The sequence below is a fragment of the Pseudomonas sessilinigenes genome (genome assembly GCF_003850565.1).
Taxonomy (GTDB): domain Bacteria; phylum Pseudomonadota; class Gammaproteobacteria; order Pseudomonadales; family Pseudomonadaceae; genus Aquipseudomonas; species Aquipseudomonas sessilinigenes.
In genome coordinates, this window is record NZ_CP027706.1 from 4,261,006 (window position 1) to 4,279,522 (window position 18,517).

Here is an 18,517-nt window from a genome sequence, read left to right on the forward strand (position 1 = left end):
ACTAAAACGCTAAGCTGAAGCGATTCCCTGCCGTTACAGAGGTGGCAATGTGACGCCTGTCACATCGCATGTGCTTAACTTCTGCAATGAAGGCACAATGCCATCTACTGATAAGCCGGGTTGGAGTTTTACCCTTGCCGCGTTCTTCCGCTGTACGTTTCAGTCACTTTCTTCCGTCTTTACTGCTTCTGCTTGCTGGGCTGGCGGCCGCCTACGTCAAGGACCTCAACGTATTCTTCACTTCGCTGTTCAACGTGCTGCCGACCCTGGTGCTGTTGCTCGGCGGGGCGTATTGCGCGGTGTATCGACGCCAGCGCGAGCTGTTCCTGATGGTCACGGTGTACATCGCCTACTTCCTGCTCGATACCCAGACCGACTTCTACCGGGACAATGGCCGGGTCCGTGAGGATGCCGCGGTGGTATTCCACCTGTGCTGCCTGTTGCTGCCCTTGCTGTTCGGTTTGTTCGCTGCCTGGCAGGAGCGCACGCATCTGTTCCAGGACATGGTGGCGCGCTTCGCCGTGTTGCTCGCCTTCGGCAGCGTGGCCCTGGGCCTGGAGCAAAGTTATCCCCAGGCGCTGCTGGCCTGGCTGGCAGAGATTCGCTGGCCAGCCCTGCATGGCAGCTGGATGAGCCTGATCCAGTTGTCCTATCCGGTGTTCTTCGCCGCCTTCCTGCTGTTGGCGATCCAGTACTGGCGCAGCCCACGGCCGCTGCATGCGGCACAACTGGTGGGCTTGCTCGGGCTGTTCTGGATGCTGCCCAAGACGTTCATCCTGCCCTTCACCCTGAACATCATGTGCAGCCAGGTGATGTTGATGATTGCCTCTGCGGTGGCCCACGAGGCCTACCAGATGGCCTTTCGCGATGAGTTGACCGGGCTGCCGGGGCGCCGTGCCCTGAACGAACGCATGCAGCGGCTGGGGCGCAACTACGTGCTGGCCATGACCGACGTCGACCACTTCAAGAAATTCAACGACACCCATGGCCATGACGTGGGTGACCAGGTGCTGCGCCTGGTGGCCAGCAAGTTGTCGAAGGTCACCGGTGGCGGCCGGGCCTATCGTTATGGTGGCGAGGAGTTCGCCGTGGTGTTCGCCGGCAAGAGCCTGGATGAATGCATGCCGCACCTGGAGATGATCCGCGAGATCATCGCCGGCTATAACATCCAGTTGCGCAACCAGGAAAATCGTCCCCAGGACGACCAGCAAGGTCGCCAGCGCCGTGGCGCCGCAGGGGCTTCCAGCGTGTCGGTGACCATCAGTATCGGCGTTGCCGAGCGGCTGATGGAGCACCGGACTCCCGAGGAAGTGCTCAAGTCTGCCGACCAGGCGCTCTATAGCGCCAAGGGCGCGGGGCGTAACTGCGTGATGGCCTTTGGGCAGAACCGACGCGGCGCAGTGCGGATGGACGCGGCCGCAGGTTAGGTGATGGCGGCGTATTCAGCGCCCGTACGATCATTGGCAGGCCTGGATGGCGGCAGTAGGTTGCAATGACCTGTTGCCGCAAACGCCGATGCCGGTGCGCCCAGCACCACCGTGCGCTGGCCAGGCCGGCCCCCACGTTTCTTGATTTCCATCGACTGCTGCCAGGGGCCAAGGTCCGTCTGCCGGTAGCACTTTTCAGCGGTTAGACAAACGGTCACATCTGTCAAAAGCCCCGCTCTCGGCCGGCCTTGTCATGCTATTGCCAGTTATTGACTAAAAATTACAAAACGGTCACCAGATGACCCTATGTGTCTCAAAAGTTGTTCGGGTACACTCGACTCTCCGTAAATGGGCCCACTCCGGCCCGCTTGTCTTTAGATCTTGCGAGGTTTGCCATGGCTGACTACAAAGCGCCCCTGCGCGATATGCGCTTCGTCCTCAATGAAGTCTTCGAGGTCGACAAACTCTGGGGCCAGTTGCCGGCGCTGGCAGAAACGGTGGATGCCGAGACCGTCGAGGCGATCCTGGAAGAAGCGGGCAAAGTCACCGCCAGGAGCATCGGCCCGCTGAGCCGCAGTGGCGATGAAGAGGGCTGCCGCTGGAACGATACTGCGGTCACCACTCCAGAAGGTTTTCCACAGGCCTACCAGACTTACGCCGAGGGCGGCTGGGTCGGGGTCGGTGGTGATCCCGAGTTCGGTGGCATGGGCATGCCCAAGGTGGTATCGGCCCAGGTCGAGGAAATGGTCAACTCCGCCAGCCTCGCGTTCGGCCTGTACCCGATGCTGACTGCCGGGGCGTGCCTATCGATCAACGCCCACGCCAGCGAAGAGCTCAAGGCCACTTACCTGCCGAACATGTATGCCGGTGTCTGGGCCGGTTCCATGTGCCTGACCGAGCCTCACGCCGGCACCGACCTGGGGATCATCCGCACCAAGGCCGAGCCACGGGCCGATGGCGCCTATGCGATCACCGGGACCAAGATCTTCATCACGGGTGGCGAACACGACCTGACGGAAAACATCATCCATCTGGTGCTGGCCAAGCTGCCGGATGCACCGGCTGGTCCCAAGGGCATCTCGCTGTTCCTGGTGCCCAAGTTCATGGTCAACGCCGATGGCAGCCTGGGCGAGCGCAACCTGGTGAGCTGCGGTTCGATCGAGCACAAGATGGGCATCCAGGCTTCCGCTACCTGTGTGATGAACTTCGACCAGGCTCTGGGTTACCTGGTGGGCGAGCCGAACAAGGGCCTGGCGGCCATGTTCACCATGATGAACTACGAGCGCCTGGGGGTGGGCATCCAGGGCCTGGCCACTGGCGAGCGTTCCTACCAGAACGCGGTGGAGTACGCCCGTGACCGCCTGCAGAGCCGTGCACCGACCGGCCCGCAAGCCAAGGACAAGCCTGCCGATCCGATCATTGTCCACCCGGACGTGCGCCGCATGCTGCTGACCATGAAAGCGGCCAACGAAGGCGGTCGGGCATTCTCCACTTATGTGGCGATGCAACTGGATACCGCCAAGTTCAGCGAGGATACCGACACCCGCAAGCGTGCGGAGAGCCTGGTGGCCCTGCTGACCCCCGTCGCCAAGGCATTCCTTACGGACCTGGGCCTGGAAACCACGGTCCATGGCCAGCAGATCTTTGGTGGCCACGGTTACATCCGCGAGTGGGGTCAGGAACAACTGGTGCGTGACGTGCGCATTACCCAGATCTATGAGGGCACCAACGGTATCCAGGCCCTGGACCTGGTAGGGCGCAAGATCGTTGGTAGCGGCGGTGCGTTCTACAAGCTGTTTGCCGAGGAGATCCGCCACTTCACCGCGACCGCCGATGCCACGCTGGGTGAGTTCGTCCGTCCGCTCAATGCGGCACTGGACAACCTGGATGAGCTGACCACCTGGGTGCTGGATCGCGCGGCGACCAATTCCAACGAGATTGGCGCAGCGTCCGTGGAGTACCTGCAGGTATTCGGCTACACGGCCTATGCCTACATGTGGGCACTGATGGCCAAGGCGGCCCTGGGCAAGGAGCAGAACGATGATTTTTATGCCAGCAAGCTGGGAACGGCGCGTTTCTACTTCGCTCGCCTGCTGCCGCGTATTCATTCCCTGAGCGCTTCGGTCAAGGCCGGTAGCGAATCACTGTTCCTGTTGCCTGCGGAGCAGTTTTGATCGGGCAAAGTGCCTGTAAGTCATCTCTTACATCACGTGCTGCAGTTCGCCCATATCGGTGGATAAGGGGTACAGCTAATCTACGTTACATGGACGTCGCGCAGGAAGCGCAAAGCAACAACACGGACACGTAGGATTCCGCCAGGATGGTGGAGTGAAATGGATGTCAGGGAAACAGTCTGCAAAGCCCCGCTTCGGCGGGGTTTTCTTTTGCCCGGATTTTTTCCTCTCGCTGTTTCAGCCCAGGGTTTCCGGCAGCACCGGGCCACTCAGGCGTCCGTCCTGGGTATGCAGCGGGTCCTCCAATAGCGTACGCAGCAATTCCAGCGTTCCTTGCTGACGCTGCAGGTCACGGCACACCAATCCGACTTTCAGCGGCACCCTGGGCTCGCTCAAGGGCTTCCAGAGCAATTCCCGGTTGCCGTGCTGCTGCTGGGAGCGTCCCGGCAAGACCGTGGCCAGCCGGGTATGAGGCAGGCTGTCGAGAATCCCCGCCATATTATTCAATTCCGCTTGCACCTGCGGACGCCGTCCCAGGTTGGCCAGTTGTGCCTGCCAGATCTGGCGGATCTGGAATTCCTCCCCGAGCAACAGCATCGGTAGCTCGGCCGCCTGGCTCATGGATACTTTCTTGAATTCGCGCAGGGGATGCTGCTCGGGGATGACCAGGGTCAGCTCGTCTTCGTACAGTGCAACGCCATGCAGCCCCGGTTGCCGCGGTGGCAGATAGCTGATGCCGATGTCCAGCGAACCGTTGAGCAGGCGCCGTTCGATTTCCAGCCCGGTCAATTCGTAGATCTGCACCACCAGGTGTGGCTGGGCCTTGCGCACCCGTTCCAGCATTTGTGGTACCAGGCTGCTGTGCACGGTTTGCAGCACGCCGATGGCCAGGGTGCGCAGGGCCTGGCCCTTGAAGTTGCGCAGGGCCTCGCGAGCCTGTTGCAGGCCATCGAGCAGGGGCAGCGCGTGATTGTACAGGGTATGGGCGGCGAGGGTCGGCAACAGGCGCTTGCTACTGCGTTCGAACAGACTGACATCCAGGTGCTGTTCCAGCTGGCGGATCTGCTGGGAGAGCGCCGGTTGGGAGATCGAAAGACGCTCGGCGGCACGCCCTACATGGCCTTCTTCATACACCGCGACGAAGTAACGCAGTTGCTTAAAATCCATAAGTATTTCTTATCGAAAAAGCTTAAAAATCGAAATGGCCCGAAGCCCCGTGGAAGCCTAGTCTAGCGCCTATTCACAAGGCTTACAGGGCCGCGCAAGGCGATGAGTACCGTTCGGGTCGATGGCATTTACATAGGCAAGGCAAAAAATACGGGCCGTGCTCAGCTCGGTAACCGCGACAAACGTCCAGTTGCCAGCCGACCTGGGATGTGGCTCCAGGGGCTGCCGGCATGAACCTGTTCAGCCTGCGCCGTTCCCCGCCCAGCCTGGACGACCTGGCCATCGCCCCCAGCCCGGCCGCCATGGCCGACAGCTTGTCCAGCGATTGCCTGATGCCCAGCGTCCAGCGCCCCCAGCCGGTATTTGTCCGGGGGCAGGGGTCCTGGCTCTGGGACAGCGACGATCGTACCTACCTGGACTTCACCCAGGCCGGAGCCGCCAACAGCCTTGGCCACAGCCCGTCGGTGCTGGTCAATGCGCTGACGGCCCAGGCGCAATCGTTGATCAACCCGGGCTCCGGGTTCTACAACCGCGGCATGCTCAAGCTGGCCGCTCGCTTGTGCCGCAGCACCGGCAGCGACCAGGCCTATCTGCTGGGCAGTGGTAGCGAGGCCTGCGAGGCGGCGATCAAGCTGGCCCGCAAGTGGGGCCAGCTCCATCGTGGTGGAGCGGCGGGGATCATCACGGCCAGCCAGGCCTGCCATGGTCGAGGTTTTGCCGCGCTGTCGGCGGCAGGCGGTGGCGCCGCGGGTAATCGTTTCGAACCGCGCCTGCCGGGTTTCAGCCAGGTGCCGTTCAATGACCTGCCAGCCCTGCATGCGGCGGTGGACGCACAAACCGTGGCGATCATGCTCGAACCGATCCAGGGCGAGGCCGGGGTCGTACCGGCCACCGAGCATTACCTCAAGGGCGTGGAGCGGCTGTGCCGTGAGCTGGGCATCCTGTTGATCTTCGACGAAGTCCAGACCGGTATCGGCCGTTGCGGCACCTTGCTCGCCGAGCAGTTGTATGGCGTGCGTGCCGACATTATCGCCCTGGGCAAGGGCCTGGGCGGTGGAGTGCCGCTGGCGGCACTGCTGGCCCGGGGCAAGGCCTGCTGTTTCGAACATGGCGAACTCGACGGCACCCATCACGGTAATGCCCTGATGACTTCGGCCGGCCTGGCGGTGCTCGATTGCCTCCAGGAGCAGGGGTTCCTGCAACAGGTACGCAGCCATGGCCAGTATCTGGGGCAGGGGCTGGCTCGCCTGGCCAGCCGTTACGCCCAGGGTCAGGTCCGTGGCCAGGGACTGCTCTGGGGCATGAGCCTGGCAGACGATTCGGCGCAGGCGGTGGTCAAGGCTGCATTGCAGGAAGGGCTGCTGCTCAACGCCGTGCAACCGGACTGCCTGCGTTTCACTCCGGCGCTGACCGTGAGCAAGGGCAATATCGACGAGATGCTGCTGCGCCTGTCCAGGGCCTTTGCCCGGGTCCGCACCGCACAATTGCAATGTCGCAAGGGAGTGGCCGTCTGATGCGTGTACTGATCCTGCAGCATTCCCCGGCCGCTGGCCCGGGCCGTATCAGTCAGTGGCTGCTGGAGCGAGCCACGGCGGTACACATCTGCCACCTGCATGCCCATGCCCGTTTGCCGCGACTGGACAGCTTCGACCTGCTGATCCTCCTGGGTGGCCCCATGAGTGTCCATGACGAGGTGAAGGCGCCCTGGCTGGCTGCGGAAAAGCGCCTGCTGCGCAAGGCATTGTCTGCCGGCAAACGGGTGCTGGGCATCGGCCTGGGTGGCCAGCTCCTGGCCCAGGCCCTGGGCGCCCAGGTCCGCCCCTGCGCTGCTAGCGAGATTGGCTGGTGGCCCGTGGAGAAGTACCCCAGCGCCCAGGACTCGCCCCTGGGACTGGCGTTGCCGGAACGCTTGATGGCGTTCCATTGGCATGGTGAGAGCTTCGATCTGCCCAAGGGCGCCTTGCCGCTGTATCGCTCTGCGGCTTGTGCCAACCAGGGGTTCATCTGGCAGGAGCGCGCCATTGGCTTGCAATGCTTGCTGCAGAGCGACCTGCAAAGCATCGAGGCGCTCTTGCAGTCGCGCCCCAAGGGGTGGTTGAGCGCCGAACAGGATGCAGGCCCCGAGAGTGTCGAAGATCGCCAGGCGATCCTCGCTGGCATCCCTCATTGCAGCGGCCTGGCCCCGACGTTATTCCGGGTGCTGGACTATTTGTCCGGACCTCACCCAACCCTGCGCTAACAGCATTCCTGAACCGTCTCGCGGTATAACGCATCGCCCCGTGTCCGATCTTTCGCACGGGGCGTTTTTTTGTCTCTGTTTTTTCCAGACCTGAATGGCAATAAACACCCCAGCGGCCTGGCCCTCAAGCTGCTGGGCACCGTGCACAAACACGGAGTCGAGATCCTCGCTTGAGCGGGCCATAGGCCGGTTGGCAATTGGGCTGAACCCTGGCCAGAGGCCAGGGTCGATTGCAGGTAGGGCTCATCCGAGCCATTTCTGTCAGGAGTCATCCATGGATCTGATCCGCATTATCTTCGCCATCCTGTTGCCGCCCCTTGGCGTGTTCCTGCAAGTGGGATTCGGCGGCGCCTTCTGGTTGAACATCCTGTTGACCTTGTGCGGATACATCCCCGGTATCGTGCATGCGGTGTACATCATCGCCAAGCGCTAGAAAGCATCAGGCCCGCTCCAGGCGGGCCTGATATTCAGTGCTGCGCCTGCAACACCTTGCGGTAGAACAGCCACTCCTGTTCCAGGGCGTGGGCCTGGTTTGCGGCCTTGCGAAAACCGTGGCGTTCTTCCGGGTAGTAATGGGCCTCGGCGGCAAGCCCCTGCTCTTGCAGGGCCTTGAGCATGACCCGGGTTTGTTCGGGGACCACCACGGCGTCCAGCTCGCCCTGGAAGAACACGACGGGCACCCGGATCTGACCGGCGTGCAGCAACGGCGTACGCGCCAGGTAGCGCTCGCGATCCTGCTCGGGATCACCGATCAACCAGTCCAGGTAGTCGCCTTCGAACTTATGGGTGGTGCGGGCCAGGGCCAGGGGATCGCTGACGCCATACAAGCTGGCGCCGCCACAGAAGACCTGGCGCGAGGCCAGGGCGCAGAGGGTGGTATAGCCCCCGGCGCTGCCGCCACGAATGAATGCCTGCCGCGGATCGATCAGGCCCTGCTCGGCCAGGTGAGCTACCACGGCGCAGGCATCTTCCACGTCCACTTCGCCCCAGCGCAGGTGCAGCGCCTGGCGGTAGGCACGGCCATAACCCGTGCTGCCCCGGTAATTCAGGTCGGCTACGGCAAAGCCACGCTGGGTCCAGAACTGGATACGAGGGTCGAGCATCGGATAGCAGGCCGACGTCGGGCCACCGTGGATGAACACCACCAGGGGTGGGCGCTGTACGCCATTCATGGCCGGATAGAAGAAACCATGGGCCTGGCCATCGCCACTGGCGTAGCACAGTGTTTGCGGCCGACTGATGCTGTGTGCCGGTAAGGGGGCGACGCCTCCGGCCAGCACCTGGACCTGGTGAGTCTCGCGGTCGATGGCGATCACCGCCGAGGGACTGATGGGCGAGGCAGCGATGCAATAGATGTGGTGTGCATCCACCGCCAGGCTGCGAAAACGGCTGTAGTCGCCAGTGAAGTCATCGTGCGAGCCATCCGCTTGGTGCAGGCCGAGGCGGCCGAAGCCTGCTTCGGTCCAGCTGGCCAGCCAGGTCTCTTCGCCGAGGGGCAGCCAGGTACAGCCACCCAATTGCCACGGGGCCGGGGCATGGTCCGCCGCTGCACAGGGCAAGGCTCGCAGGCCGTTGCCCGACTCGATCCAGGGTTGCCAGAAGCCCTGGCGATCGGTGAGGCAGCACAGTCGGTCATCGCGGTCGAAGCGCGGTTGCTGCAACGACTCCTGGGCGTTGTCACCCGCCATGCAACGCGGCGCCCCCCAGCGACCGTCGGCCTGGCGTTCGGCGAGCATCAGGCGAGTGCTGGTCCAGGGCTGATGGGGGCGGTCCCATTCGATCCAGGCCAGGCGCTGGCCATTGGGGCTCAGGGTGGGCGCGGCATAAAAATCGGCACCGGCGGCCAGCAGCTGCTGGTGCCCGGTTTCGATATCGATGGCCAGCAAGCGATGGCGGTCATCGCATTCCTCCACGGCCAGGACCTGGCCGGCGTAATGCTGGACATCTCCATAGCGGCAGTCGCCCCGGGTCAGCGCCACGGGAGTGCCACCGGCCAACGGCTGGCGATACAGCTGCTGGTCCTCGTCGTTGACGAACAGCAGGCTGTCGGCGCCGATGCAGAAGGCACCACCGCCGTATTCGTAGACCCGGCTGCGGGCACTGAAGCCGGGTGGGATCAGGCAACGAGCCTGGCCCTGATGCCAGTGCCAGATCCGGCAACTGGCATCTTCTGGGCGATATTCGTTCCAGAACAGGCCCTGGGGCGTCAGTTGCAGTTCGGCGAAGTCGACGCCAGCGGCGGTGGCCTGGCTGGCACTGAAGGGTTCAACCCTTGGCGATGAGGCGTGAGTTTCGTTCATTGCGAAATGCCAATTGCTCGATGGTCTGGGTGGCGGTTTCGGACTCTTCCCGGGCCTTGAGGATCATTCCGTGGTGCGGCGACTTGCTGCATACCGGGTCGGCATTGCTGGCGTCGCCGGTCAGCATGAAGGCCTGGCAACGGCAGCCGCCGAAGTCCTGTTCCTTTTCGTCGCAGGAGCGGCACGGTTCGGGCATCCAGTCGTAGCCGCGAAAGCGGTTGAAGCCGAAGGATTCATACCAGATGTGCTGCATGCTGTGCTCGCGCACATTGGGAAATTGCACCGGCAGCTGGCGAGCACCATGGCACGGCAGGGCCGTACCGTCCGGGGTCACGGTGAGGAACAGGCTACCCCAGCCGTTCATGCAGGCCTTGGGGCGTTCTTCGTAGTAGTCCGGAGTGACGAAGATCAGTTTGCACGGATGCCCCTGGGCCTCCAGCTTGGCGCGGTATTCGTTGGTGATGCGCTCGGCGCGCACCAGTTGCTCCTGAGTCGGCAGCAGGCCAACACGATTGAGCTGGGCCCAGCCATAGAACTGGCAGGTGGCCAATTCGACGAAGTCGGCTTCCAGGGCGATGCACAGTTCGATGATGCGGTCGATCTTGTCGATGTTGTGCCGATGGGTGACGAAGTTCAGCACCATCGGGTAGCCGTGGGCCTTCACCGCTCGGGCCATCTCCAGCTTCTGCGCGAAGGCCTTCTTGGAGCCGGCCAGCAGGTTGTTCACCTGCTCGTCGCTGGCCTGGAAGCTGATCTGGATATGGTCCAGGCCAGCCTTCTTGAAGTCGCTGATCTTCTGCTCGGTGAGGCCGATGCCGGAGGTGATCAGGTTGGTGTAGAACCCCAGCTTGCGTGCCTCACCGATCAGTTCGGCCAGATCCTGGCGCACCAGCGGTTCGCCGCCGGAAAAGCCCAGCTGCGCGGCGCCCATCTCCCGGGCCTCGCGAAACACCTTGAGCCACTGGGCAGTATCGAGCTCCTTGCCCTGTGCCGCGAAGTCCAGCGGGTTGGAGCAGTACGGGCATTGCAGCGGGCAGCGATAGGTCAGCTCGGCCAGCAGCCACAGCGGCAGGCCGATCTCCGGCTTGGCGGGCACGTTGGAATCAGCCGAGTTCGATCCAGTGCTGGGCACGGGCGACCTCCATGAATTGCTCGATATCGTCACCGAGCTCGGCGACCCCGGGGAACTGCACCTGCAGTTCGCCGATGATCGCTGCCACGTCGCGCTCGCCATCGATCAAGCCGCCGATCAGGGCGGCGCTGTCGTTGAGCTTGATCATGCCCTCGGGGTACAGCAGGACATGGCCCTTTTGCGCCGGCTCGTACTGGAAGCGGTAGCCGGGGCGCCAGCGTGGGGTTTTGCTGCGATCGAAACTCATAAGGTGATCCCTTTGTGCCAGACCCGCTGCTCGGTGACGCTGTGATAAGGCGGGCGGTTCAGTTCATAGGCCATGCTCATGGCATCGAGCATGCTCCAAAGAATGTCCAGTTTGAACTGGAGAATTTCCAGCATGCGCTCCTGGCCCGCGCGGGTGGTGTAGTGCTGCAGGGTAATGGCCAGGCCGTGCTCCACGTCTCGCCGGGCCTGGCCCAGGCGCGTGCGGAAGTACTGGTAGCCGGCCGGGTCGATCCACGGATAGTGCTGGGGCCAGCTGTCCAGGCGCGACTGGTGGATCTGCGGGGCGAACAGTTCGGTCAGGGAGCTGCTGGCGGCTTCCTGCCAACTGGCGCGCCGGGCGAAGTTGACGTAGGCATCCACGGCGAAGCGCACCCCCGGCAATACCAGCTCCTGGGAGCGCAACTGGTCCGGGTCCAGGCCCACGGCCTGGCCCAGGCGCAGCCAGGCCTCGATGCCACCGTCCTCGCCGGGGGCGCCGTCATGGTCCAGCAGGCGCTGGATCCACTCGCGGCGTACTTCCCGGTCCGGGCAGTTGGCGAGGATCGCCGCATCCTTCATGGGGATGTTCACCTGGTAGTAGAAGCGGTTGGCGACCCAGCCCTGGATCTGCTCGCGGCTGGCCCGGCCTTCGTACATCGCCACGTGGTAGGGGTGATGGATGTGGTAATAGGCGCCCTTGGCGCGCAGGGCCTGTTCGAATTCGGCGGGGGACAGCGGGGTGTCGGTCATCTGGGTTCTCCGGGGCTTGGCCTGGTCGCGGGCGGGCCCGCGGTTGCGCAAACGGCCCCAGGGCGCTGGGGCCGAGCTTGTATGGGATCGGCCCTACAGCTCAATACTCATTCCGTCGTAAGCCACTTCCACCTTTCGGCGTACCAGTTCGGCACGTTCGGCGGAGTCTTCGTCGAGGATCGGGTTGGTGTTGTTGATGTGGATAAGCACCTTGCGCTGGCGTGGCAGCTGTTCCAGCACTTCGAGCATGCCGCCGGGGCCGTTCTGCGCCAGGTGGCCCATCTCCCGGCCGGTACGGGTGCCGACGCCACGGCGCTGCATTTCGTCGTCTTCCCACAAGGTGCCGTCCACCAGCAGGCAGTCGCTGGCGGCCATGATCTGCAGCAGCGGCGCGTCCACCTTGCCCAGGCCCGGTGCGTAGAACAGCTTGCCGCCGGTGCGCAGGTCCTCGACGACCAGGCCGATGTTGTCGCCCGGGTGCGGGTCGAAGCGATGGGGCGAGTAGGGCGGTGCGGCGCTGCGCAGGGGCAGCGGGGTGAAGCGCAGGTTGGGGCAGGCAGGCACGCTGAAGCTCTGGTCCAGTTCGATGCGGTTCCATTGCAGGCCGCCGTTCCAGTGGCTGAGCATCTTGAACAGCGGGAAGCCGGTGCTCAGGTCCTCGTGGACCATGTCGGTGCACCAGACCTGATGCGGGCAGCCTTCGCGCAGGCTGAGCAGGCCGGTGGTGTGGTCGATCTGGCTGTCCATGAGGATGATGGCGCTGATCCCGGTATCACGCAGGGCTCGGCCGGGTTGCATGGGGGCAAAGCCCTGCAGTTGGGCGCGAATATCCGGGGAGGCGTTGCACAGCACCCAATTCACCCCGTCATCGGAGATTGCAATGGACGACTGGGTACGGGCCTGGGCGCGCAGGCTGCCGTCGCGAAATCCCGCGCAGTTCACGCAGTTGCAGTTCCACTGCGGAAAACCACCGCCGGCGGCGGAACCTAGAATCTGGACAAACATGGACGCTCCCTGGGCTGTGACTTGAAGATTGTGGACGACTGAAAATGAAAACGCCCCGGACGGGCCGAGGCGTTGCGCTGGATGTTCCGACCGAGGTCAGAAATCAGCGGCTGGCGAAGTACATGGTGACTTCGAAGCCGATGCGCAGATCAGTGTAAGCAGGTTTGGACCAAGTCATGAAAGTGCTCCATTGAGGTGGGTGGGACGGGTGCTGCCTATACATATAGTCCACCTCCGGGCGGAGATGTTCAGATGCTTAGGCGGCTATCTTACTAAATTCCCATAATGGGTTGTCCGCAATTCTTCAAGAAAGCTTATTGCAACGCCGGTAATGATCATGTTGCCGCTTGCCAGGGCGAACCCGGGCAAGGGCCGTTGGCCAGGGCCCTCCAGCCTCCGGCCGCCTGCTGCAATTGCTGGGCGGCCCGGATCACCGCGGTGGGCGTCAGGGCTTCGATGCTGGCCTGCAGTTGTTGCAGATAGTCCGACGGATGGCCAGCCAGGCGTGCTTGCCACAGCAGTTGTGCCGCCTGTTCCAGGGGCAGCTGGGCTGGCTGCAACTGCTGGGCCAGGGCCTGGCGCTGTTCGACCCAGGCCTGGGCATCGAGAGCCTGCAGGCGTTCGGGCAATTGCTGGAGGAACTGTTCCAGGTGGCCCAGGATCTCGACGAGACTGCTGTTGGGCGACTGCACGCCGAACAGCAGGCCGGTGCGGCCATCGCGTTGACGCACCGCGCTGAAGACGCCGTAGCCCAGTTGCAGCTCGACCCGCAGGCGCTGGTAGAACGGGGTCTGGCAGAGTTGCCCCAGCAGGCGCCAGGCCGCTTCGTCGGCCAGCAGGCTCGATGGGCTTTGGCAGAACAGCAGCAGTGCCTGCTCTGCGCTGTCCATGGACACCGTCTGCCAGGCATGGCCGGTTTGCGCCAGCAGCGCCTGGCTCAGCTGGGTATCCGCGGTGCCGGGCATTCGTTGTAGAGATCGGGCCAGTGCATCTTGCATGTGGGCCGGCACGGCGACCGCCAATCCGTCCCAGCGGGTCTGGTCCCACAGTGCTTGCAGGGCCTCGGCGGTCAAGGCTTCGCCCCTGTCGGGCAGGGGTTGTTCGGCGAAGGCCTTGAGCAGTTGGCGCAGGGGCATTGGCGGCGCCTCTTCGTTGCCTTGGCCTGCTTGCCAGAACGCCGGCGCGGGTTGTGCCAACTGCTGCAAGGCCTGTTGCAGCACTGCGGGCATGGGCTGGTGCAGGCCGCGCAGTTGCAGTAGCCAGTCTGTGCCAGAGGCTGTGAAGCTCAGCTCCACCCCGGCTTGCCGGGCATCGTCGGCCAGAGCCCCCAGGCTGCGCTGCAAGCGCTGGTGCCAGCCGCTCGGGATTGCTGTGGCCAGGCGCCAGCGCAACAGTAATTGCCCTTCGCCGCTATCGGCGGGCAATGCCTGGCTGTAGCTCAGGGCCGAGTGCTCGCGTCGGCCCCGGCTACGGTCCTGGGCGAAGGTGCGCAACCCGCGGTGTTTACTGCTCTGTCCGCGAATCAGGCCCGCCGGGGGCGCCTCTGTGGGGCTGCGCAGGAAGGGGTTGGCAGGTGGCAGCTGCCAATCGCCACTGAAACTGTCCACAGCCTGGGGCTGCAATTGCCGCAGCAAGGCCTGGAGGGCTGCAAGCCCGCAGTCGTCCAGGTCCTGGGCGGTATGGCCGCTATCCCGGCGTGCCAGTTCCAGGGCGCTGCCGACCTGCACGCGACGTTGTTGCAACAGGGCGTACTCCTCGCGCAATGGCGGCCAGTCGCCCTGGGCGGTGAAGAACCCCAGCCAGTCCAGCAACAATTGGCGAACCTGTTGCTGCGCTTCGCGGCTTGCCTGGTTCAACTGCAATTCCAGGTGCAGCAGCCCCTGGCCGGCAAACTGATACAGCGCCTGGGCCTTGAGGCTGTGGGCCAGTGACTGTTGTTGGAGCTTGGCGAGCAATCCGCCGGGTTTGCCCGATTGCAGCCAGGTACAGAGGAAGTCCAGCGCCGTATCGGCGCCCTGCGGCAACTCTTCAAGGGCGAACACCAGGTCCAGGCGCTGGCCGTCCAATCGTTGATAAGGGTTGGGTCCAGTGGCCAGCAAAGGCGGTGGGGGCGCTTGCTCCCGGCGTTGGCCCGCTGGCAAGCCAGCGCCGTAGCGTTCGGCCAGGGCCCTGAGTTCGGCCACAGGCTGTGGCCCGGCCAGGCTCAAGGTCATCTGCCCGGCCTGGTAGAAATCATCATGGAATTGCCGCAGGCCTTGCTGGAAGGCGGGGCTGGCCAGGTTCAGGCTGTAGCGATTGCCCGCATGGAAGGCCCGCAGCGGATGGGCCGCGGACAGGCCGTCGAACAAGGCGAACTGGCGTTGGGCCGTGGCATCGCGGGACCAAGCGAGGAATTCCGCATGGAGCACCTCGCGCTCGCGCCGTTGTTCGGCGAGGTCCAGGCGGGGCCGGGCGAGCATGTCGCACAGGCGCTCCAGTCCTGCGGCGAAGGCATTGGCCGGCAGTTCGAAAAAGAACTCGGTGCTGCGCTCGCAGGTCTTGGCGTTCAGTTGCCCGCCCTGGGCGCGAACATAGGCCATCAACCCCTGATCGGCAGGAAACCGCTCGGTGCCGAGAAACAGCAGGTGCTCCAGGAAGTGCGCCAGGCCCGGCCAGGCCGGTGGTACGTCATGACTGCCAGCGGCGACCCGCAACGTTGCGGCGCAACGCTTGAGGTGAGGGGCATGGCGCACGGAAACCTGCAGGCCGTTGGCCAGGGTTTCCAGGTGGGGCAGGGGGTGGTTCGGCGCGGGCATGGGCACATCCAGGACAGAGAGGTGCCCATGCTAGCGGATATCCCGGGATCAGCGCTTGCCCAGCGCCGTGTAAAGCTCGGGACGACGGTCGGCCAGGTAGCGATTCAGCGCCCGGGATTCGTTCATCAGTGCTCGGTCCAGGGTGCCGATGATCAGGGCCTCGTCCAACCCGGCCAGGGCGATGCGGCTGCCATCCGGGGCCGCGATGCTGCTCTGGCCACAGTAGCGGATCTGGTCTTCCTGGCCGCAGTAGTTGGCATAGGCCACGTAGCACTGGTTCTCGAAGGCCCGGGCACGGATCGTGACATCAGCGACGAAATCGTAGGGAATCATGTTCGCCGTCGGCACCAGGATCAGTTCGGCGCCGGCCAGGGCCAGGCGCCGGGCGTTCTCCGGGAACTCGATGTCGTAGCAGATCAGGAAGCCGAGCTTCCAGCCGTTGAGCTCCACCAGGGGGAAGTCGTCTGCGCCGGCGCTGAACATCGAATGGTCCAGGTCGCCGAACAGATGGGTCTTGCGGTAGTTGCACAGGCGCTGGCCGCTGGCGTCGATCAATTGCACGGAGTTGTAGATCTGGCCATCGGCGCTGCGCTCCGGATAACCGTAGAGAATGGCCATCCCGGTGGACTGGGCGATGGCGGCGATACGTTGGGCCGCCGGGCCGTCCTGGGGCTCGGCCAGCGCACTGACGGCCTCCAGGCCGATGTTGTAGCCGCTGAGGAACATTTCCGGCAGCACCAGCAGGTCGACTGCGCTGGCCTGCGTGGCCACCTGCTGCAGCCGATGCAGGTTAGCGGCTACGTCCAGCGGCTGTGGAGGGCACTGATACAGGGCGACACGCATGTTCTTCACTCCTCTGACTTGCGGTGGCGGCTATCTTCGCCGCTACCACAGGCTCGGGCCAAGCCCGTTTGGCGCCTTTGCAGGTGCCGGGTCGGCCGGCCCCGGTGTGGCTCAATCGGCCAGGGCAATAGGGCCTATCTCGTTGAACACATCGCCCGGTCCCGGATTCTCCGGATGGGAGGCGCCGCCGAAGTGTTTCATGATGCCCCACACCGCATTGAGGGAGGTCTGTACCGCACCTTCGACCCAGGCTGGGGTCCAGGACACATCGTCGCCAGCGATGAAGATACCGCGCTGCTCGGCCGGCATGTCGTCCTGCATGAAGTGTGCATACATCCGCTGGTTGTAGCGGTAGTGGCCCGGCAGCGCGCCCTTGAAGGCACCGAGGAAGTGCGGGTCGGCCTCCCAGGAGACGGTGATCGGGTTGCCGATGACGTGGCCGGCGATGTCCACCTTCGGGTAGACCTTCTTCAATGCGTCCAGCGCAAGCTGCACACGTTTTTCCACCGGGTGCGGCAGCATCTTCATGGCATCGCTCATCCAGGAGTAGGACAGGCAGATCACCCCTGGCTTGTCGTCGCCGTTGTCGAACAGGTAGGTACCGCGAGTCAGGCGATCGGTGAGGGTCATGCTCATCACGTCGCGACCGGTCTGCGGGTCCTTGTCCTTCCAGAATGGCCGGTCGACCATGACGAAGGTCTTCGACGATTGCATGTAGCGGGTGCGGTCCAGGGCCATCCACATCTTCTGCGAGAACAGCGCTTCCTCGCACTCGATCTGGGTGGTCAGCAGCCAGGTCTGGCAAGTGGCCAATACCGCCGCGTAGTGGCGAGTATCGCCCCAGTAGTCGGTAACGGCGAAGGTGCCATCGGCGGCGCGGGCGATCTTCTTCACGCCGGGGCGCGGTGCGCCGTTGTGCAGCTTGGCCAGGGAGGTACCGGCCGGCCAGTGGGCGCATTGTTCCGGGATGTGGCTCCAGATGCCGCGGGGCACTTGTTCGACGCCGCCCACCACCAGGTGCTGGTGGTCGTCGCAGTTGGTCATCACCACGCGGAAGATTTCCAGCATGGAGTTGGGGAAGTCCGAGTCCCAGCCGCCGGTGCCGAAGCCTACTTGGCCGAAGATTTCGCGGTGGCGGTAGGACAACTGCGAGAACGCCTTGGAGGTGGCGACGAAGTCATAGAAGGTGCGGTCGTCCCACTTGGGCACCAGCTCGTCCCACAGGGCCTTGAGCTTGAGCGTGTCGCGCTCGCGGATGGCGTCCTGGATCTGTGAGAAGCGTGCACCGTCTTCCAGGGCATCGGCCCAGGCCCGGGCCACTTCGCGGAAGATTTCCGGCAGATCGTCCATCTTCTCGGCGTAGTGGCTGGTGCCTTCCAGGTCGACCACGGTGCTGCCCGAGGCTGGCGTCAGCGGGTTGGGGAAAGGACGGGTTTCCAGGCCGAGCTTGTCGACGTAGTGGTAGAAGGCGGTGCTGGACACCGGGAAGCGCATGCCACCCAGCTCGGCGATGATGCCGTCGGCGCCTTCGAAGGTTTCCGAACGCAGGCGGCCGCCCATTTTCGATGCTTCGTAGACCACTGGCTTGAGGCCCATCTTCATCAATTCATAGGCTGCAACCAGCCCGGAGATGCCGGCGCCGACGATCGCCACTTCGGCGCCGTGCTGGGCCTTGGGAATGCTGCCCAGGCCGGCGGGGTGCTCGATCCAGTCATCGAAGGCGAAAGGGAAATCCGGGCCGAAGATGGTGATCGGTTTCTTGCCGTCTGCAGGATGGCGATTGTTCTTGTTCATGGCTGACCTTGGCGGGCGGCTCAGCGAAATGCTGAGTATAGGAAAAGGTGGCAGCCATTCTAGAGAGGGGTGTGCTCGTAAATAAGACGCAAATTGTCGTCGTTATGCATTGTTATTTATCAATATGACGAATTATTCGAGCATGTTGACGAAATCTTGCCAGGCCCTAGAGCGCATGCCCGCGATCGATCTTGCTGCTGAGGATGATCGAGGTGGTGGTCTTTTCCACGCCGTCGACACTGCCGATCTGGTCCAGCAGTTGATCCAGCTGTTCCGGGGATTCGGTGCGCAGCCAGGCCACGTAGTCGAATTCGCCACTGACCGCGCACAGTTGCTGGACCTGGGCCATGCCACTCAAGCGGCGCAGGACTTCCTTGCCGGAGCGCGGTTGGACCTTGATGCCGACATAGGCCTGCAACCCGCCATCGATCACCCGCTGGCCCAGGCGTACGCCATAGCCGGTAATGACCCGGGCCTTTTCCAGGCGCGCCAGGCGCGAGGTCACGGTGGTACGGGCGATGCCCAGTTGCCGGGCCAGCATCGCCACGCTTTCGCGTGCGTTGATTTGCAGGGCGGCGATCAGCTGACGGTCGACTTCGTCGAGAACGGGAGGACGGCTATCGGACAAGATGGGCTCCAGCGCGG

General features: G+C 63.8%; 16 protein-coding genes. 5 read left to right on the forward strand and 11 right to left on the reverse strand.

What is annotated here, in order from left to right; all coding sequences use genetic code 11:
- Nucleotides 1-134: 134 nt before the first annotated feature.
- Together C4K39_RS19690 and C4K39_RS19695 are read left to right on the forward strand one after the other, a co-directional pair.
- A complete protein-coding gene (locus C4K39_RS19690; RefSeq protein ID WP_068575639.1) occupies nt 135-1,427 on the forward strand; it encodes a GGDEF domain-containing protein in 1,293 nt (430 codons plus the stop codon).
- 395 nt (nt 1,428-1,822) lie between these two features.
- Nucleotides 1,823-3,601, forward strand: a complete 1,779-nt coding sequence (locus tag C4K39_RS19695; protein WP_124347230.1) for an acyl-CoA dehydrogenase C-terminal domain-containing protein — start codon at nt 1,823-1,825, stop codon at nt 3,599-3,601.
- Between the two features lie 237 nt (nt 3,602-3,838).
- On the opposite strand, the gene C4K39_RS19700 is transcribed toward C4K39_RS19695, so the two are convergent.
- The gene (locus C4K39_RS19700) at nt 3,839-4,768 is read right to left on the reverse strand and encodes a LysR family transcriptional regulator (RefSeq protein ID WP_124347231.1); all 930 of its coding nucleotides are present in this window, start codon (nt 4,766-4,768) and stop codon (nt 3,839-3,841) included.
- Nucleotides 4,769-4,998: 230 nt separating this feature from the next.
- On the opposite strand from C4K39_RS19700, the gene C4K39_RS19705 reads away from it, so the two are divergent.
- From C4K39_RS19705 to C4K39_RS19720, 3 genes are all read left to right on the forward strand, one after another.
- Nucleotides 4,999-6,282: an aspartate aminotransferase family protein gene (locus C4K39_RS19705; RefSeq protein WP_124347232.1), complete on the forward strand. Its 1,284-nt coding sequence runs from the start codon at nt 4,999-5,001 to the stop codon at nt 6,280-6,282.
- On the forward strand, nt 6,282-7,007 hold the full coding sequence (locus C4K39_RS19710; RefSeq protein ID WP_124347233.1) for a type 1 glutamine amidotransferase: 726 nt from the start codon (nt 6,282-6,284) through the stop codon (nt 7,005-7,007). Before C4K39_RS19705 ends, C4K39_RS19710 begins: the two co-directional genes overlap by 1 nt.
- A 274-nt stretch (nt 7,008-7,281) precedes the next feature.
- Entirely contained in the window at nt 7,282-7,440 is a 159-nt protein-coding gene (locus C4K39_RS19720) for a YqaE/Pmp3 family membrane protein (protein WP_011063854.1), read from the forward strand.
- A gap of 34 nt (nt 7,441-7,474) precedes the next feature.
- On the opposite strand, the gene C4K39_RS19725 is transcribed toward C4K39_RS19720, so the two are convergent.
- The 10 genes from C4K39_RS19725 to C4K39_RS19770 all read right to left on the reverse strand — a co-directional run bounded on the left by C4K39_RS19725 (nt 7,475) and on the right by C4K39_RS19770 (nt 18,500).
- Nucleotides 7,475-9,307 (reverse strand): S9 family peptidase, encoded by a 1,833-nt coding sequence (locus tag C4K39_RS19725; RefSeq protein ID WP_124347234.1) that lies wholly within the window; start codon nt 9,305-9,307, stop codon nt 7,475-7,477.
- The gene (gene pqqE / locus C4K39_RS19730; protein ID WP_124347235.1) at nt 9,273-10,439 is read right to left on the reverse strand and encodes a pyrroloquinoline quinone biosynthesis protein PqqE; all 1,167 of its coding nucleotides are present in this window, start codon (nt 10,437-10,439) and stop codon (nt 9,273-9,275) included. The genes C4K39_RS19725 and pqqE overlap by 35 nt, the downstream gene beginning before the upstream one ends.
- Entirely contained in the window at nt 10,411-10,686 is a 276-nt protein-coding gene (gene pqqD, locus C4K39_RS19735; RefSeq protein WP_022641451.1) for a pyrroloquinoline quinone biosynthesis peptide chaperone PqqD, read from the reverse strand. The genes pqqE and pqqD overlap by 29 nt, the downstream gene beginning before the upstream one ends.
- Entirely contained in the window at nt 10,683-11,435 is a 753-nt protein-coding gene (pqqC, locus tag C4K39_RS19740; protein ID WP_053137658.1) for a pyrroloquinoline-quinone synthase PqqC, read from the reverse strand. The genes pqqD and pqqC overlap by 4 nt, the downstream gene beginning before the upstream one ends.
- Nucleotides 11,436-11,528: 93 nt before the next feature.
- Nucleotides 11,529-12,440, reverse strand: coding sequence for a pyrroloquinoline quinone biosynthesis protein PqqB (pqqB, locus tag C4K39_RS19745; protein WP_124347236.1), 912 nt, complete (start codon nt 12,438-12,440; stop codon nt 11,529-11,531).
- A gap of 103 nt (nt 12,441-12,543) precedes the next feature.
- A complete protein-coding gene (pqqA, locus tag C4K39_RS19750; RefSeq protein WP_003194766.1) occupies nt 12,544-12,618 on the reverse strand; it encodes a pyrroloquinoline quinone precursor peptide PqqA in 75 nt (24 codons plus the stop codon).
- A 157-nt stretch (nt 12,619-12,775) separates the two neighbouring features.
- Nucleotides 12,776-15,235 (reverse strand): pyrroloquinoline quinone biosynthesis protein PqqF, encoded by a 2,460-nt coding sequence (pqqF, locus tag C4K39_RS19755; RefSeq protein WP_124347237.1) that lies wholly within the window; start codon nt 15,233-15,235, stop codon nt 12,776-12,778.
- Nucleotides 15,236-15,283: 48 nt separating this feature from the next.
- Entirely contained in the window at nt 15,284-16,078 is a 795-nt protein-coding gene (locus C4K39_RS19760; RefSeq protein ID WP_068575621.1) for a carbon-nitrogen hydrolase family protein, read from the reverse strand.
- A 111-nt stretch (nt 16,079-16,189) separates the two neighbouring features.
- Complete coding sequence (locus C4K39_RS19765; RefSeq protein WP_068575619.1) at nt 16,190-17,872, reverse strand: flavin monoamine oxidase family protein; 1,683 nt, start codon at nt 17,870-17,872, stop codon at nt 16,190-16,192.
- Between the two features lie 166 nt (nt 17,873-18,038).
- Nucleotides 18,039-18,500 carry an Lrp/AsnC family transcriptional regulator gene (locus C4K39_RS19770; protein ID WP_068575617.1) on the reverse strand — a complete coding sequence of 154 codons (462 nt, stop codon included), beginning with the start codon at nt 18,498-18,500 and terminating at the stop codon, nt 18,039-18,041.
- Nucleotides 18,501-18,517 lie beyond the last annotated feature (17 nt).

Bases quoted from the DNA above. Each gene is read 5' to 3' on its own strand.
- C4K39_RS19695 (WP_124347230.1), top strand. From the start codon at position 1,823: ATGGCTGACTACAAAGCGCCCCTGCGCGATATGCGCTTCGTCCTCAAT.
- C4K39_RS19700 (WP_124347231.1), bottom strand. From the start codon at position 4,768: ATGGATTTTAAGCAACTGCGTTACTTCGTCGCGGTGTATGAAGAAGGC.
- C4K39_RS19705 (WP_124347232.1), top strand. From the start codon at position 4,999: ATGAACCTGTTCAGCCTGCGCCGTTCCCCGCCCAGCCTGGACGACCTG.
- C4K39_RS19710 (WP_124347233.1), top strand. From the start codon at position 6,282: ATGCGTGTACTGATCCTGCAGCATTCCCCGGCCGCTGGCCCGGGCCGT.
- C4K39_RS19720 (WP_011063854.1), top strand. From the start codon at position 7,282: ATGGATCTGATCCGCATTATCTTCGCCATCCTGTTGCCGCCCCTTGGC.
- C4K39_RS19725 (WP_124347234.1), bottom strand. From the start codon at position 9,307: ATGAACGAAACTCACGCCTCATCGCCAAGGGTTGAACCCTTCAGTGCC.
- pqqD (WP_022641451.1), bottom strand. From the start codon at position 10,686: ATGAGTTTCGATCGCAGCAAAACCCCACGCTGGCGCCCCGGCTACCGC.
- pqqC (WP_053137658.1), bottom strand. From the start codon at position 11,435: ATGACCGACACCCCGCTGTCCCCCGCCGAATTCGAACAGGCCCTGCGC.
- pqqB (WP_124347236.1), bottom strand. From the start codon at position 12,440: ATGTTTGTCCAGATTCTAGGTTCCGCCGCCGGCGGTGGTTTTCCGCAG.
- pqqF (WP_124347237.1), bottom strand. From the start codon at position 15,235: ATGCCCGCGCCGAACCACCCCCTGCCCCACCTGGAAACCCTGGCCAAC.
- C4K39_RS19760 (WP_068575621.1), bottom strand. From the start codon at position 16,078: ATGCGTGTCGCCCTGTATCAGTGCCCTCCACAGCCGCTGGACGTAGCC.
- C4K39_RS19765 (WP_068575619.1), bottom strand. From the start codon at position 17,872: ATGAACAAGAACAATCGCCATCCTGCAGACGGCAAGAAACCGATCACC.